General features: G+C 59.6%; 15 protein-coding genes. 2 read left to right on the top strand and 13 right to left on the bottom strand.

What is annotated here, in order from left to right:
* Positions 1-2: 2 nt before the first annotated feature.
* From truD to cysG, 9 genes are all read right to left on the bottom strand, one after another.
* Complete coding sequence (gene truD, locus E7738_RS18465; protein WP_394515926.1) at positions 3-1,046, bottom strand: tRNA pseudouridine(13) synthase TruD; 1,044 nt, start codon at positions 1,044-1,046, stop codon at positions 3-5.
* On the bottom strand, positions 1,043-1,525 hold the full coding sequence (gene ispF / locus E7738_RS18460; protein WP_031279680.1) for a 2-C-methyl-D-erythritol 2,4-cyclodiphosphate synthase: 483 nt from the start codon (positions 1,523-1,525) through the stop codon (positions 1,043-1,045). Before ispF ends, truD begins: the two co-directional genes overlap by 4 nt.
* On the bottom strand, positions 1,525-2,241 hold the full coding sequence (gene ispD / locus E7738_RS18455; protein WP_021507349.1) for a 2-C-methyl-D-erythritol 4-phosphate cytidylyltransferase: 717 nt from the start codon (positions 2,239-2,241) through the stop codon (positions 1,525-1,527). Before ispD ends, ispF begins: the two co-directional genes overlap by 1 nt.
* A gap of 3 nt (positions 2,242-2,244) precedes the next feature.
* A complete protein-coding gene (gene ftsB / locus E7738_RS18450) occupies positions 2,245-2,562 on the bottom strand; it encodes a cell division protein FtsB (RefSeq protein WP_021507350.1) in 318 nt (105 codons plus the stop codon).
* 170 nt (positions 2,563-2,732) lie between these two features.
* Positions 2,733-3,053, bottom strand: a complete 321-nt coding sequence (locus tag E7738_RS18445; protein ID WP_021507351.1) for a DUF3561 family protein — start codon at positions 3,051-3,053, stop codon at positions 2,733-2,735.
* 54 nt (positions 3,054-3,107) lie between these two features.
* On the bottom strand, positions 3,108-3,713 hold the full coding sequence (gene cysC, locus E7738_RS18440) for an adenylyl-sulfate kinase (RefSeq protein WP_059010914.1): 606 nt from the start codon (positions 3,711-3,713) through the stop codon (positions 3,108-3,110).
* Entirely contained in the window at positions 3,713-5,140 is a 1,428-nt protein-coding gene (gene cysN, locus E7738_RS18435) for a sulfate adenylyltransferase subunit CysN (protein WP_058775992.1), read from the bottom strand. The genes cysC and cysN overlap by 1 nt, the downstream gene beginning before the upstream one ends.
* A 10-nt stretch (positions 5,141-5,150) precedes the next feature.
* Entirely contained in the window at positions 5,151-6,059 is a 909-nt protein-coding gene (gene cysD / locus E7738_RS18430; protein WP_021507354.1) for a sulfate adenylyltransferase subunit CysD, read from the bottom strand.
* 9 nt (positions 6,060-6,068) lie between these two features.
* Positions 6,069-7,484 carry a siroheme synthase CysG gene (gene cysG, locus E7738_RS18425; protein WP_021507355.1) on the bottom strand — a complete coding sequence of 472 codons (1,416 nt, stop codon included), beginning with the start codon at positions 7,482-7,484 and terminating at the stop codon, positions 6,069-6,071.
* A gap of 248 nt (positions 7,485-7,732) precedes the next feature.
* Here cysG and E7738_RS18420 point away from each other — a divergent pair, with 248 nt between their 5' ends.
* A complete protein-coding gene (locus E7738_RS18420; RefSeq protein ID WP_394515925.1) occupies positions 7,733-8,752 on the top strand; it encodes an aminopeptidase in 1,020 nt (339 codons plus the stop codon).
* Between the two features lie 56 nt (positions 8,753-8,808).
* Here the strand turns inward: E7738_RS18420 and E7738_RS18415 are convergent, their stop codons facing one another.
* The 3 genes from E7738_RS18415 to cysJ are packed head-to-tail and all read right to left on the bottom strand — an operon-like array spanning position 8,809 to position 13,066.
* Positions 8,809-9,543 (bottom strand): phosphoadenylyl-sulfate reductase, encoded by a 735-nt coding sequence (locus E7738_RS18415; RefSeq protein WP_058759741.1) that lies wholly within the window; start codon positions 9,541-9,543, stop codon positions 8,809-8,811.
* Positions 9,540-11,264, bottom strand: coding sequence for an assimilatory sulfite reductase (NADPH) hemoprotein subunit (gene cysI / locus E7738_RS18410; RefSeq protein ID WP_021507358.1), 1,725 nt, complete (start codon positions 11,262-11,264; stop codon positions 9,540-9,542). Before cysI ends, E7738_RS18415 begins: the two co-directional genes overlap by 4 nt.
* Positions 11,264-13,066, bottom strand: coding sequence for an NADPH-dependent assimilatory sulfite reductase flavoprotein subunit (cysJ, locus tag E7738_RS18405; protein WP_394515924.1), 1,803 nt, complete (start codon positions 13,064-13,066; stop codon positions 11,264-11,266). The genes cysI and cysJ overlap by 1 nt, the downstream gene beginning before the upstream one ends.
* A gap of 293 nt (positions 13,067-13,359) precedes the next feature.
* Between cysJ and queD the strand changes: the two genes are divergently transcribed.
* Positions 13,360-13,722, top strand: a complete 363-nt coding sequence (gene queD / locus E7738_RS18400; RefSeq protein ID WP_394516353.1) for a 6-carboxytetrahydropterin synthase QueD — start codon at positions 13,360-13,362, stop codon at positions 13,720-13,722.
* A gap of 205 nt (positions 13,723-13,927) precedes the next feature.
* Here the strand turns inward: queD and queE are convergent, their stop codons facing one another.
* A complete protein-coding gene (gene queE / locus E7738_RS18395; RefSeq protein ID WP_021507361.1) occupies positions 13,928-14,599 on the bottom strand; it encodes a 7-carboxy-7-deazaguanine synthase QueE in 672 nt (223 codons plus the stop codon).
* Positions 14,600-14,654: the final 55 nt, after the last annotated feature.

Raw genomic sequence — 14,654 nt, 5'->3', positions numbered from 1 at the left:
GCTTATTCGTCGCCGAGCGGGGCCGCCGCGCCGTTGCTCAGCAGCTCACGCACTACGCTGGTGGCAAAACTGCCGGCCGGCAGCCAGAACTGCAGCTCGAGCGTGACGTCATCCCACCAGTTCCACTGCAGATCTTTCGGCACCACCAGCATGGCGCGCCGCGCGGCATCGACGCGTTCACGCTCCAGCAGGCCGAGCAGATCGGCCGCGCCCGCCAGTTGCTGCTGTTCAAACGCCAGCGTTTCGCCCTGAGTGCCCAGCTCGCCGCGTCCGGCCAGCGGTGCGGTGATGCGCAGCTCGTGGTTATCCACACGCTGTTGCAGCGCAGGTAACTCGTCCGCCCGGGCAACAAACCAGCTGCCGCGCCCGCTGAGCTGCAGCGCATCGCCGGGCTGCACGCGGTCCAGCGCACCTTCACGCTGCAGGCGCGCGCTGGTCAGCTGATTGAACAGCTGGCTGCGCGCCGCCGACAGCAGAATGCCTTTCATACTGCGGTCGCGTGGACGGAATTTCTCCTCTGCCCACAGGCGCGCCTGCGTCAGGTTATTGCCGCCGCGGCCAAAGCGCTGTTCGCCAAAGTAGTTGGGCACGCCCTGCTGCTGAATCTGCTGCAGCCGCGATTCCACCTGCGCGCGATCGGAAACCTGACGTACCACCAGACGAAACGCATTGCCCGCCAGCGCGCCGGTGCGCAGTTTACGCTTGTGGCGAATCACCTGCAGGATCTCTACGCCTTCCAGCTGGAAGCCGGCAAGGTTGGGCATCGCCGTGCCCGGCACGCGGAAGCACAGCGTCTGCTCGGTGACCGCGTGGCGATCTTTCATGCCGGCATAACTGAGATCGCGCTGATGCACGCCGAGGAATTTGGCGATCGCCTCAGCGACAAAACGCGTGTTGCAGCCAATTTTACGGATGCGCACCAGCAGCTGCTCGCCTTCGCCATCATAGGGATAGCCGAGATCTTCAATTACCACGAAATCTTCGGGACTGGCTTTGATTACCCCGGTGGCAGCGGGCACGCCGTGCAGGTAGAGCAGCTCACTCATGCCCGATCGGCCTTCACCAGCAACGCCACGGCTTCGCAGGCAATGCCTTCACCGCGACCGGTGAAGCCCAGCTTCTCGGTGGTGGTGGCTTTGACGTTGACATCATCCATGTGGCAACCGAGATCTTCGGCGATGTTGACGCGCATCTGCGGCACGTGCGGCAGCATTTTCGGTGCCTGAGCGATAATGGTGACATCAACGTTGCCGATGCGGTAGCCCTTCTGCTGGATGCGGCGCCAGGCTTCGCGCAGCAAACCGCGGCTGTCGGCGCCTTTGAATGCCGGATCGGTATCCGGGAACAGTTTGCCGATGTCGCCCATCGCCACCGCGCCCAGCAGCGCGTCGGTCAGCGCATGCAGCGCCACATCGCCGTCGGAATGCGCAATAAAGCCCTGTTCGAAGGGAATACGCACCCCGCCAATCACCAGCGGGCCTTCGCCGCCAAACGCGTGCACGTCAAAACCGTGACCGATACGCATCATGCGTGCTCCTTTAACTGAATCTGAGTGAGATAGAAGGCCGCCAGCGCCAGATCTTCCGGCCGCGTTACCTTAATATTGTCGCTGCGTCCGCTGACCAGCTCAGGATGATAACCGCAATATTCCAGTGCCGAGGCTTCATCGGTGATGGTCGCGCCTTCATTGAGCGCGCGCGTCAGGCAGGCGGTCAGCAGCGCATGCGGGAAAAACTGCGGCGTCAGCGCATGCCATAAGTCATCGCGTTCAACGGTATGCGCAATGGCACCTTTGCCAGGCTCCGCGCGCTTCATGGTGTCGCGCACCGGTGCCGCCAGAATCGCGCCGACTTTGCTGTGCTCACGCACCGCCAGCAAACGCGCTAAATCATCGGGATGCAGGCACGGACGCGCCGCGTCGTGCACCAGCACCCAGGCGCTGTGGCGGATGGTCTGTAATCCGGCCAGCACCGACTCGGCGCGGGTTTCGCCGCCGGTGACGCGCAGTACGCGGGCATCCTGCGCCAGCGGCAGGCTATCGAACCAGCCGTCATCCGGGCTGACTGGCACCACCACCTGCTTTACCGCCGGATGCGCCAGCAGGCGCGCCACGCTGTGCTCGAGCAGGGTTAACGGACCGATGGTGAGATACTGCTTCGGACAGGCGGCCTGCATGCGGCTGCCGATACCGGCAGCCGGCACCACGGCAATCACATCCGCAGAGGAAGAGAGCTGATTCATGGTTTATCGTTGTTGATTCTGCGCCGCTTGTTGCGCATTACGTTTGTTTTGGTCTGGCACCAGACGATAGAAAGTCTCGCCAGGCCTGATCATGCCCAGCTCGCTGCGTGCGCGTTCCTCAATCGCCTCTGAACCGCCATTGAGATCGTCAATTTCGGCAAACAGCTGATCGTTACGCGCTTTGAGTTTGGCGTTATTCGCCTGTTGTGACGCCACGTCTTCGCTGACGCGCGTGTAATCATGGATACCGTTCTTGCCCAGCCACAGAGAGTATTGCAACCATCCCAGCAGCACGAGCAGCAGTAACGTCAGTTTTCCCATCCCCGCCCCCTGAAAAACGGCTCAATCATCCCATAACTTGACGCCGGACTCCACTGCGGCAGCGAAAATGGCGCGCAAGCAGATTTGTCTGGACAAATAATGACGGAGAAAGCGCCGGACGGCAGGTAAAGTTTTGTAACCTGCCGATGCGTTTGCACATCAGCGCCGGATTACCAGCCGGAGAGAAAGGAGAACAGCAGCCAGAACAGGCACACCACCACCAGGGCGGTAATCAGGCCGCTCCACCACAGCCGGCCACGCAGCATCAGGCTGAGCACGATGCCAATCAGCACCGAAACCGGCAGCAGCGCAAGGAAAAAAGGCCAGGTGTAGAGAAAGAAAAACAGCGTGTTAGAGCCGTACAGCAGAAACGGGATGCCCAGCGCACACCAGTACGAGAGAAAGCCGATCACGCCGCCCGGCAACGATGAGCGTGGCTCATCCGGGGTGCGTTCATCTTTGCGTGCCAGCATGGGGGTAACGTTCTGCATAGAGATCCTGTTGACGCTAAAGCGCGGCAAACCGTGAGATTTGCCGCTGTCGGTTCAGGATCTGATGATATCGTGGTGGCGCAGCAGGTCTAACAATTGGCCGGTCAGTTTTGTAACCAATTGTTCACCATCCAGCTGGATTTCCGGCGCGTCTGGCGCCTCGTAAACGCTGTCGATACCGGTGAAGTTACGCAGCTCGCCGGCACGGGCTTTTTTATACAAGCCTTTCGGATCGCGCGCTTCGCACACCGCCAGCGGCGTATCGACGAACACCTCGATAAACTGTCCGTCACCGAGCAGATCGCGCACCATCTGGCGCTCGGCACGGTGCGGCGAGATGAACGCCGTCAGCACCACCAGTCCGGCATCCACCATCAGTTTCGCCACTTCACCCACGCGCCGGATATTCTCTTTGCGGTCTTCATCGCTGAAACCGAGATCGCGGCACAGGCCGTGACGCACATTGTCGCCGTCCAGCAGATAGGTGCTGACGCCCAGCCGGTGCAGTGACTGCTCCAGTGCACCGGCCACGGTAGATTTACCCGAGCCAGAGAGCCCGGTAAACCACAGCACCACGCCACGATGGCCGTGCTGCTGTTCGCGTTCAGCGCGCGTGACCGGATGGTCATGCCACACCACGTTTTCGTCGTGCTGCGCCATTACTGACCGCCCAGCAGGTCGCGTGCGTTCCAGTGCGGGAAGTGACGGCGCACCAGCGCGTTCAGCTCCAGCTCGAAATCACTGTACTGGCCAGCCTGACTGCGCGCGGCGCTCAGCGGCTGATGGATCATGCCGGCACCGACGGTCACGTTGCTCAGGCGATCGATAAAGATCATGCCGCCGGTCACCGGGTTCTGCTGGTAAGCATCCAGCACCATCGGTTCATCAAACGTCACTTCTACCAGACCGATGCCGTTGAGCGGCAGGCTGTCGACCGCGCGTTTTTCCAGCGTATTGATCTCCACCTGATGGAGAATCTTTTCGACGCGGCCACGCGCTTTCTTACCGGCAATTTTCACTTCATAGCTTTGCCCCGGCTGCAGCGGCTGTTCCGCCATCCACACCACGTCGACGGTCGCAGACTGCACCGCCTGCAAATCGGCTGCGGCATCCACCAGCAGATCGCCACGGCTGATGTCGATCTCATCGTTCAGCACCAGGGTAATCGCCTCACCGGCGGCCGCCTGCTGCAGGTCGCCATCAAAGGTGACGATACGCGCAACGCTGGATTCCACGCCGGACGGCAGCACTTTCACCCGCTGGCCGACGCTGACCGTACCTGACGCCAGCGTACCGGCATAGCCACGGAAGTCGAGGTTCGGCCGGTTAACATACTGCACCGGGAAGCGCATCGGCTGCGTGTCGACCACGCGCTTCAGCTCTACCGTCTCCAGCACGTCGAGCAGCGTCGGGCCGCTGTACCACGGCATGGTTACGCTCGGGGTGGCGACGTTATCGCCTTCCAGCGCCGACATCGGCACAAAGCGGATATCAAGATCGTCCGGCAGCTGCGCGGCAAAATCGAGGTAATCCTGTTTGATCTGCTCGAAGGTCTCCTGGCTGTACGCCACCAGATCCATCTTGTTGATCGCCACCACCAGATGTTTGATGCCCAGCAGCGTGGCGATGAAGCTGTGGCGACGGGTCTGATCCAGCACGCCTTTGCGCGCATCGATCAGCAGGATCGCCAGATCGCAGGTTGAGGCACCGGTCGCCATGTTGCGGGTGTACTGCTCGTGCCCCGGCGTGTCGGCGATGATGAACTTGCGCTTCTCGGTGGAGAAATAGCGATAGGCCACATCGATAGTGATGCCCTGCTCGCGCTCGGCCTGCAGGCCATCGACCAGCAGCGCCAGATCGAGTTTCTCGCCCTGGGTGCCGTGGCGTTTGCTGTCATTGTGCAGCGACGACAGCTGATCTTCATAAATCTGGCGCGTATCGTGCAGCAGACGGCCAATCAGCGTACTTTTGCCGTCGTCGACGCTGCCGCAGGTGAGGAAACGCAGCAGGCTTTTGTGTTGTTGCGCGGTCAGCCAGGCTTCAACGCCGCCCTGCTCGGCAATCTGTTGGGCAATAACGGTATTCATCGGCGTCTCCTTAGAAATAACCCTGACGTTTTTTCAGTTCCATCGAACCGGCCTGGTCGCGGTCAATCACGCGCCCCTGACGTTCACTGGTGGTGGAGACCAGCATCTCTTCAATGATTTCCGGCAGCGTCTGCGCCTCGGATTCCACCGCGCCGGTCAGCGGCCAGCAGCCGAGGGTACGGAAACGCACCATACGCTGCTTAATCACTTCTCCCGGCTGCAGGTTGATACGATCGTCATCAATCATCATCAGCATGCCGTCGCGCTCCAGTACCGGGCGCGGTGCAGCCAGGTACAGCGGCACGATTTCGATGTTTTCCAGGAAGATGTACTGCCAGATATCCAGCTCGGTCCAGTTGGAGAGCGGGAACACGCGAATGCTTTCGCCTTTGTTGATCTGGCCATTGTAGTTGTGCCACAGCTCCGGACGCTGGTTCTTCGGATCCCAGCGGTGGAAACGATCGCGGAACGAATAGATACGCTCTTTGGCGCGCGACTTCTCTTCGTCACGGCGTGCGCCACCGAATGCCGCATCAAAACCGTATTTGTTCAGCGCCTGCTTCAGACCCTCGGTTTTCATGATGTCGGTGTGTTTGGCGCTGCCGTGCACGAACGGGTTAATACCCATCGCCACGCCTTCCGGGTTACGGTGCACCAGCAGCTCTGCGCCCATCGCTTTCACGGTGCGATCGCGGAACTCGTACATTTCGCGGAATTTCCAGCCGGTATCAACGTGCAGCAGCGGAAACGGCAGCGTGCCCGGATAGAAGGCTTTGCGCGCCAGATGCAGCATTACCGAGGAGTCTTTACCGATGGAGTACATCATCACCGGATTGCTGAACTCGGCCGCCACCTCGCGGATGATATGGATACTCTCTGCCTCCAGCTGGCGCAGATGAGTGAGACGATTTTGGTCCATAATTTTTCCTCAAGCCAAATTGACAACGGCGGACTCGCGAGCCCCCTGCTGTGCCGAATGTTGGAACCAGGCAAGTTGCCCGTGCAGATTCACCACTTCGCCAATCACTAATAGCGCTGGCGTTGGCGCGGCAGCTGCCAGCGCCTCGAGTTGTGCTAAGGTGCCGGTCAGCACCTGTTGATCCTGGCGCGTGCCGCGACCAATCACCGCCACTGGCGTTGACGGCGCGCGGCCGTGTTCGATCAGCCCGGCGGCAATTTCCGCCGCTTTCACCGTGCCCATGTAAATTGCCAGCGTCTGACGCGCGCGCGCCAGCGACGGCCAGTCGATACCGTCGCCGTCGGCGCGGCAGTGACCGGTAATAAACAGCACGCTCTGGGCATAATCGCGGTGGGTTAACGGAATACCGGCATACGCGGTAGCACCCGCGGCCGCGGTGATGCCCGGCACCACCTGGAACGGAATGCCCGCCGCCTGCGCCGCCTGCAGCTCTTCGCCGCCGCGGCCAAAAATAAACGGATCGCCGCCTTTCAGGCGCACCACGCGCTTCCCCTGCTGCGCCAGCGTCACCAGCAGCTGATTGGTCTCTTCCTGCGGCACCGAATGGGCGCCGGCGCGTTTGCCGACGCAGATACGATCGGCATCGCGTCTTACCAGCTCCAGCACCTCGTCGCTGACCAGATGGTCATACAGCACCACATCGGCCAGCTGCATCACCTGCAGCCCGCGCAGCGTCAGCAGACCGCTGTCGCCCGGTCCGGCACCGACCAGCGTGATTTCACCCTGATTATCAGAGGTGTTTTCCAGTTCGCGATCGAGCGTGCGGCGCGCTTCGTTGACGTTACCCGCCGCCATCTGGCTGGCAAACAGGCCATTAAAAGCCCGCTCCCAGAAGCGACGACGGTCAGACATTTTGTGGTAACGCTGTTTGACTTTGTCGCGCCACTGACCGGCCACTTCGGCCATCTGCCCAAGATTGGCGGGCAGCAGCGCTTCGATTTTCTCACGCAGCAGACGCGCCAGCACCGGCGCAGTGCCGCTGGAGGAGATCGCCACCACCAGCGGTGAGCGGTCAACAATCGACGGGAAGATAAAGCTGCATTTTGGCTGGTCGTCGACCACATTCACCAGCTTGTGGCGCGCATTGGCGGCATCAAATACCTGCGCGTTGAGGGCGTTATCGTCGGTGGCGGCAATCACGAGGAAAACATCGTCCAGCTGCGCTGCGTCGAAGTGCTGAGCAATCCACTCGATGGCGTTAATGTCGCGCAGCGCCTGCAGTTCATGGCCGAGCTCGCGCGCGGCTACCCGCACGTGCGCACCGGCACGCCGCAGCAGCTCAATTTTACGCGCAGCTATTTCGCCACCGCCGACCACCAGCACCGGACGGTTTTTGAGATCGGCAAAGAGAGGCAAGTAATCCACGTTAACCTTGTTAGTTTTACAATAAGTTAACGCGACTATACGTCCCCGCCTTCTGGCAGATGAAATTACGAATTAGCATGAGTAGTTACCAAATGGAATAACGCACCGGGATTGCTGATAACAATTTGTGCTTAACAAATGATATTGCTGGTGTTTCGGAGCGATACAAATTGTGCAGGCGGCGTCACAGTTTCATACTAACTCAGAATTTTTTTACCCTGACGGGATGTCAGAAAAGGACAACCACTATGTTTGCCACTCTCCGCCGCAGCGTGCTGGCAGCACTGATTGCCGGCGGTTTGCCTCTGCTGGCGCAGGCTGCAACGATCGCACCTGGCCACTTTGCCGAACAGCAGCTGCGCCACATTGCCACCTATTTCCCCGGCCGCATGAGCGGCAGCCCCGCCGAGCTGATGACGGCAGATTATCTGCAGCAGCAGTTCACCCAGCTTGGTTATCAGAGCAATACCCGACAGTTTAATACCAGCTACAACTGGCTGGAGAAACAGGGCATCACGCGCCGCCATAAAGTGACGGCGACCTCGGTGATCGCCGCACGCGCCGGCAGCGTGCCGCAGGAGATTTTGATCGTCACCCATCTGGATACCTGGACACCGCTCAGCCAGCACGAGGCAGACAATAATCTCGGCGGCCTGCGTTTGCAGGGCGTGGACGATAACGCTTCCGGGCTGGGCGTGATGCTGGAGCTGGCGCAGGCGCTGAGTCAAACGCCGCTGCACTATGGCGTGCGCTTTGTGGCACTGAGCGCAGGCGAAGCCGGTTTACACGGTATGGATGATTATCTGGCGCGCATGAGCGTGCAGGAGAAGAAAGATACGCTGCTGGTGATCGATCTGAATAGCCTGATCGTTGGCGATCGCCTCTACTTTAATAACGGCATGAATACGCCAGCGGCGGTACGCAAGCAGACCAGCGCGCGCGCCCTGCAGATTGCGCACCGTTACGGTATCACGGCCGCCAGCCACGTGCTGAACGCACACGATTACCCGGGCGTTAATCCGTTTGATAAAGCCGGGATTCCACTGCTGGACGTTACCGCAGCCAACTGGGCGCTGGGCAATAAAGCCGGAGAGCAGCAGCGCGCGCGGTCACCGCATTTTCCGGAGGGTACGGTGCGCCACCAAACCGGGCGCGATAATCTGACTTACATCGACCACTGGCTGCCGGGGCGCATCCATCAGCGCACGCGCGACAGCGTACGCATTTTGCAGCCGCTGCTGACGGAGCTGGCTAATCCGACGTTGTAAGATCTTGCCGGTTTTTGCGGGTGCGCACCGCTGCACACCCGCAGCAATTGCGCCCGTCAGCCTTCGTGTAACCCGCATTCGCGTTTGAGGCCGAAAAAGCGCGTCTCTTCCTCGGCCATCCCCGGCTCCCACTTGCGTGTGGTGTGCGTATCACCCACGGACAGATAACCTTCGTCCCACAGCGGATGGTACTTCAGCCCATGCTGCTTCAGATACTGGTGCACCTGACGGTTATCCCAGTCGATGATCGGCAGGATTTTGAACACGCCACGCTGCACGGCCAGTACCGGCAGGCTGGCACGGCTGCCAGACTGATCGCGGCGCAGGCCGGCAAACCAGGTCTGCGCACCCAGCGTTTGCAGCGCGCGGTTCATCGGCTCGACTTTGTTAAGCTGGTTGTACTGCTCGATCCCTTCAACGCCCTGCTCCCACAGCTTGCCGTAGCGCGCTTCCTGCCACGCCGGTGAGGTTTCAGCGCGGAAGATCTGCAGATTCAGGTTCAGCTGCTGCGTCAGTTCATCAATGAAGCGGTAGGTCTCAGGGAACAGGTAACCGGTATCGGTGAGGATCACCGGAATATCCGGGCGCTGCTGCGTGACCATGTGCAGCAGTACCGCCGCCTGAATACCAAAACTCGACGACAGCACAAAGGCGCCCGGCAGCTGCTCCAGCGCCCAGCTGACGCGCTGTTCAGCAGAGAGCTTTTCCAGCTGGACGTTGCTTTCCGCCAGCGCCATGATGCGATCGACTTTGCTGCCGCTGTTCAGGCTGGCGAGATCGGGTAGTGTCATACTGCCTCCGGGTCCCAGAAATCACGGGCGGGATCGACCACCGGCTGCACAATGCCCGCGCGAATCACGAAGTCACCAAACCCTTCATCCGCCGTGCGCTCGCTGGCCCAGCGCGCCACCAGCTCATCGATGCTGGCGAGGATTTCGTTTTCCGTGATGTTTTCGCGGTACATGCGCGGGATGCGCGTGCCGATGCGATTACCACCAATATGCAGGTTGTAACGGCCCGGCGCTTTGCCCACCAGGCCCAGTTCGGCCAGCATGGCACGCCCGCAACCGTTCGGACAACCGGTAACGCGTAACACTATGTGCTCTTCGCCGACGCCGTGGCGGTGCATGATCTCCTCCACTTTGCTGACGAAAGACGGCAGGAAGCGTTCTGCTTCAGCCATCGCCAGCGGACAGGTCGGGAAGGCCACGCAGGCCATTGAGTTTTCACGCTGCGGCGTGACCGCTTCCATCAGGCCGTGCTCACGCGCAATAGCTTCGATCTGCGCTTTCTGCGCCTCCGGTACGCCGGCCACAATCAGGTTCTGATTGGCGGTCAGGCGGAAATCGCCCTGATGCACTTTGGCAATCTCCGCGATACCGCGCTTCAGCGGACGGCCCGGATAATCCAGCAGGCGACCGTTTTCGATAAACAGCGTCAGGTGCCATTTCTTGTCGATGCCCTTCACCCAGCCGATGCGATCGCCACGGGTGGTAAATTCGTATGGGCGAATCGGCTCGAAGGTCAGGCCGGCACGCTTCTCGACTTCGGCTTTAAAGGTCTCGACGCCGACGCGCTCCAGCGTGTATTTGGTTTTGGCATTTTTACGATCGGTACGGTTACCCCAGTCGCGCTGCGTGGTGACTACCGCCGCAGCCACATCAAGGATCTTCTCCACCGGCAGGTAGCCAAACTCGCTGGCGGTGCGCGCATAGGTGGCTTTGTTGCCGTGCTCAATCGACAAGCCGCCGCCGACCAGCAGGTTAAAGCCAATCAGCTTGCCGTTCTCCGCAATGGCGATGAAGTTCAGATCGTTCGCATGCAGATCGACATCGTTATGCGGCGGCACCACCACGGTGGTTTTAAACTTACGTGGCAGATAGGTCTCACCGAGGATCGGCTCCTGATCGGTGGTGGCGACCTTCTCCTGATCCCACCAGATCTCGGCGTAGGCGCGCGTCTGCGGCAGCAGGTGCTCGGAAAGCTTTTTCGCCCACTCGTACGCTTCCTGATGCAGCTCTGACTCCACCGGGTTCGAGGTACACAGCACGTTACGGTTAACGTCGTTAGCGGTGGCCAGCGCGTCCAGTCCGACTTCATGCAGCATCTGGTGAGTCGGCTTGACGTTCTTCTTCAGAATGCCGTGAAACTGGAACGTCTGACGGTTAGTCAGGCGAATGCTGCCATATAGCGTTTTGTCGGTGGCAAATTTATCAATCGCCAGCCACTGCGTTGGCGTGATGATGCCGCCCGGCAGACGGCAGCGCAGCATCATCGCATGACGCGGTTCCAGCTTCTGCGCGGCGCGCTCGGCGCGGATGTCGCGGTCATCCTGCTGGTACATGCCGTGAAAACGGATCAGCAGGAAGTTATCGCCGGTAAAGCCGCCGGTCAGGCCATTGTCGAGATCTTCTAAAATGGTGCCGCGCAGGTAGTTGCTCTGCTTTTTCAGACGCTCGGCGTCGGAAAGTTTGCCTTCAACCACCAGCGGTCCAGGATGTTTTTCGCTCATTAGTAAACGTCTCGCTGATAACGGCGCTCAATGCGCAGCTCACTTAAAAATTCGTCAGCGGTTTCACGATCCATGCCGCCGTGTTCGACCACCACATCCAGTAATGCCTGTTCAACGTCTTTCGCCATGCGATTGGCGTCGCCGCAGACGTACAGGTGCGCGCCCTCTTCAATCCAGCGCCACACTTCCGCCCCTCTGGCGCGGATTTTATCCTGTACGTAAATCTTTTCGGCCTGATCGCGTGACCACGCCAGATCGATATGGGTCAGCAGACCGTCTTTAACGTATTTCTGCCACTCTACCTGATAGAGGAAATCTTCGGTGAAGTGCGGATTACCAAAGAACAGCCAGTTTTTACCACTGGCACCGTCGTTTTCACGCTGCTGCATGAAGGCGCGGAACGGGGCAATGCCGGTGCCCGGGCCGATCATGATCACCGGTGCATCCGGATTGGCCGGCAGGCGGAAATTATCGTTATGCTCGATGAACACGCGGATTTCACCATCTTCTTCCAGCCGATCGGCCAGCCAGGTAGAAGCGCCGCCGCCGCGCTGACGGCCGTCAATTTCATAACGCACCGCGCCGACGGTGATATGCACTTCGGTTTCGCTCTCCGCCTGCGACGAGGCGATGGAGTAAAGCCGCGGCGTCAGCTGACGCAGCAGGCCAGTCAGCTGGCCGGCGTTCAGTTCGGTGGGTGCCTGGCGCACCATGTCGACAATCGGGAAACTCTGCGCGAAGCTTTGCAGCTTCGGCTTGTCGCCCGCCAGCGCCAGCAGCGCCTCGTTGCGCGACAGAGCCGCATACTGCTCGACGATCTGCGGCGTGTTGACCGTCAGCTCAAAATGTTTCTGCAGCGCCTCGGCCAGCGGCAGGGTTTCTCCGCGCACCTCGACCTGCTCATCGCCTTTCAGCCATACCAGCTGCAGCAGCTCCTGCACCAGTTCCGCATCGTTTTCATACCATACGCCGAGCGCATCGCCTGGCTGGTAACGCAGACCGGAACCTCCCAGATCGATTTCAATATGGCGCACGTCTTTATCTGAGTTGCGACCGGTAATTTTCTGGTTCAGAGCAAAGCTGGCGGTGAGCGGCGCTTCTTTGGTGTAAGGACTGCTGTCCACCAGGTTGACGCTGCCAGCCGCGCTGGCTGCCAGCTGCGCTGCCGGTTCCGCCGGCACGCGCGCTTTGAGAATATCGGTGAGCTGCAGACGCCAGGCGCTGGCCAGCTCGCTGTATTCAACATCGGCATCCACGCGATCCAGCAGGCGTTCGCCGCCCAGTTCGGCCAGACGCTGGTCGAAGTCTTTACCGGCCTGACTGAAAAATTCATAGGAGGTATCGCCAAGACCGAACACGGCAAAGGCGGTATCACTCAGCTTCGGTGCTTTCTTCGACAGCAGGAATTTATGCAGCGCCACCGCCTCTTCCGGCGGTTCGCCCTCGCCCTGCGTTGAGGTCACGATGACCAGCAGTTTTTCCTGACCGATCTGTTTGAATTTGTAGTCGCCGGCATTCACCAGGTTGACGCTCAGTTTCGCCGCCAGCAAATCGTCACGCAGCTGCTCGGCCAGCCGGCGCGCATTGCCGGTTTGGGAGGCGGAGATCAGCGTAATGCCCGGCACCTCAGCGGCGACTGGCGCAGGCGCAGCAACGGTGCCCGGTGCCTGATTAACCATGCCCCAGAAGTAGCCAGAGAGCCATGCCAGCTGCGTTGGATTGAAATCGGTGGTCGCGGCCTGTAAGCGCGCAATTTGCTCCGGGGATAGCGGAAGCATCGCTGGGGGTGCCTGAGTCGTCATCGCGTTAAAAATTCCAGTGTCAGAAATCCGTACCGGGAAGCGGCGGAAGAGTGGGTAGGTTACCGGCCTGTATATTAACGATTAAATAAGGCTTCGACATAATAAATAACCAAAATGACTAAGTGGTTTTTTGGGTCAGACTAACCAGTAAAAGTGGTAAATAAAGTTGCCGTAATTCAATCAGTTAATTTATGGCATAAGCGGCAGATCAGCAGAAATGCCCTTTTCAGCGCTGGCGGGTGCGAAAAATCTGCTTTTCAGGTAGACTTCAGCGGTTTTTACGTCTGAGAGCCATTATGTCTACCACGCTGTTTAAAGAGTTCCAGTTTGAAGCGGCCCACCGCTTACCTCACGTGCCGGAAGGGCATAAATGCGGTCGTCTGCACGGCCATTCATTTCTGGTGCGACTGGAAATTACCGGTGAAGTGGATGCGCATACCGGTTGGGTAATGGATTTTGCCGAACTCAAGGCGGCGTTCAGGCCGATCTACGATCGCCTCGATCACCATTATCTCAACGATATTCCCGGTCTGGAGAACCCGACCAGCGAAGTGCTGGCGAAATGGATCTGGGATGAGATGAAGCCGATTCTGCCTGAGCTGAGTGCGGTGATGATCAAAGAGACCTGCACCGCTGGTTGCGTCTATCGCAGCTGACAGCCGCGGTAAAGGTCAGAAGGTCGCCATCAATGGCGACCCTGCGGTGCAGTGCGGTTTTACAGGATGCGCATTGATGCGCATCGGGTACCATTGGCCAGGTCGCCATCAATGGCGACCCTACGGTGTAATGAGTTTTACAGGGTGCGCATTGATGCGCACCAGCCACAATTGCGTTGATTTTGCCGGGTGCGCATCGGGTGAATCAGGCGATGTTTAGGTATTTGTGCGTCTGCATCGAAAGCCGCCAGTTGCGGGCAATGCAGGTTTCGATACACAGTCTGGTCGCCGCCTCGCCACGGCTGATGGGCTGCAGCGCCACAATGCGTTTTTTCTCATCCTGCAGGCCAGCCAGCAGCGCATCCAGCGCTTCCACATCCCGCTCGCGCGCCACCGGATGTTTGATCTCATCGGCACGCTGCAGCGCCTGCGGCAGCACATCGTAGCCACCCCGCATGTTCACCTTCGGCGACACCGTTACCCAGGTGGCAGCGGAACAGTGCACTTCATGCGTGCCGCTGGTTTCAATCTGACACTGAAAACCGGCAGCTTCCAGCGCTTCGGTCAGTGGACGTAAGTCAAAAATTGCCGGCTCACCGCCGGTGATTACCACATGGCGGGCGGTCCAGCCCTGACGCTGAATGCTCTCAATCAGCGTGGCCGCATCGGCGCTGCCCCAGGCATCGCTCTCCACGGTTTTGACCAGAATGTCCCCCAGCGACGTCTCCCGATCCGCCCGCGTTTCCCAGGTATGTTTGGTATCACACCAGCTACAGCCCACCGGACATCCTTGTAAGCGGATAAAGATGGCCGGCACGCCGGTGTAAAAACCTTCGCCCTGCAGCGTCTGGAACATTTCGTTAATCGGGTAGAACATTTTTTACTCACGTCAGAAATTCGAGGCGCAGATTATGGCAGATTTTGTGCGTCGC

The organism is Pantoea sp. SGAir0430 (genome assembly GCF_043549295.1).
This window is presented reverse-complemented; position numbering and strand designations above follow the sequence as displayed.

Excerpts from the sequence above, each read along its gene's own strand:
- truD (WP_394515926.1), bottom strand. The coding sequence starts at position 1,046 with ATGAGTGAGCTGCTCTACCTGCACGGCGTGCCCGCTGCCACCGGGGTA.
- ispF (WP_031279680.1), bottom strand. The coding sequence starts at position 1,525 with ATGCGTATCGGTCACGGTTTTGACGTGCACGCGTTTGGCGGCGAAGGC.
- ispD (WP_021507349.1), bottom strand. The coding sequence starts at position 2,241 with ATGAATCAGCTCTCTTCCTCTGCGGATGTGATTGCCGTGGTGCCGGCT.
- ftsB (WP_021507350.1), bottom strand. The coding sequence starts at position 2,562 with ATGGGAAAACTGACGTTACTGCTGCTCGTGCTGCTGGGATGGTTGCAA.
- E7738_RS18445 (WP_021507351.1), bottom strand. The coding sequence starts at position 3,053 with ATGCAGAACGTTACCCCCATGCTGGCACGCAAAGATGAACGCACCCCG.
- cysC (WP_059010914.1), bottom strand. The coding sequence starts at position 3,713 with ATGGCGCAGCACGACGAAAACGTGGTGTGGCATGACCATCCGGTCACG.
- cysN (WP_058775992.1), bottom strand. The coding sequence starts at position 5,140 with ATGAATACCGTTATTGCCCAACAGATTGCCGAGCAGGGCGGCGTTGAA.
- cysD (WP_021507354.1), bottom strand. The coding sequence starts at position 6,059 with ATGGACCAAAATCGTCTCACTCATCTGCGCCAGCTGGAGGCAGAGAGT.
- E7738_RS18420 (WP_394515925.1), top strand. The coding sequence starts at position 7,733 with ATGTTTGCCACTCTCCGCCGCAGCGTGCTGGCAGCACTGATTGCCGGC.
- E7738_RS18415 (WP_058759741.1), bottom strand. The coding sequence starts at position 9,543 with ATGACACTACCCGATCTCGCCAGCCTGAACAGCGGCAGCAAAGTCGAT.
- cysI (WP_021507358.1), bottom strand. The coding sequence starts at position 11,264 with ATGAGCGAAAAACATCCTGGACCGCTGGTGGTTGAAGGCAAACTTTCC.
- cysJ (WP_394515924.1), bottom strand. The coding sequence starts at position 13,066 with ATGACGACTCAGGCACCCCCAGCGATGCTTCCGCTATCCCCGGAGCAA.
- queE (WP_021507361.1), bottom strand. The coding sequence starts at position 14,599 with ATGTTCTACCCGATTAACGAAATGTTCCAGACGCTGCAGGGCGAAGGT.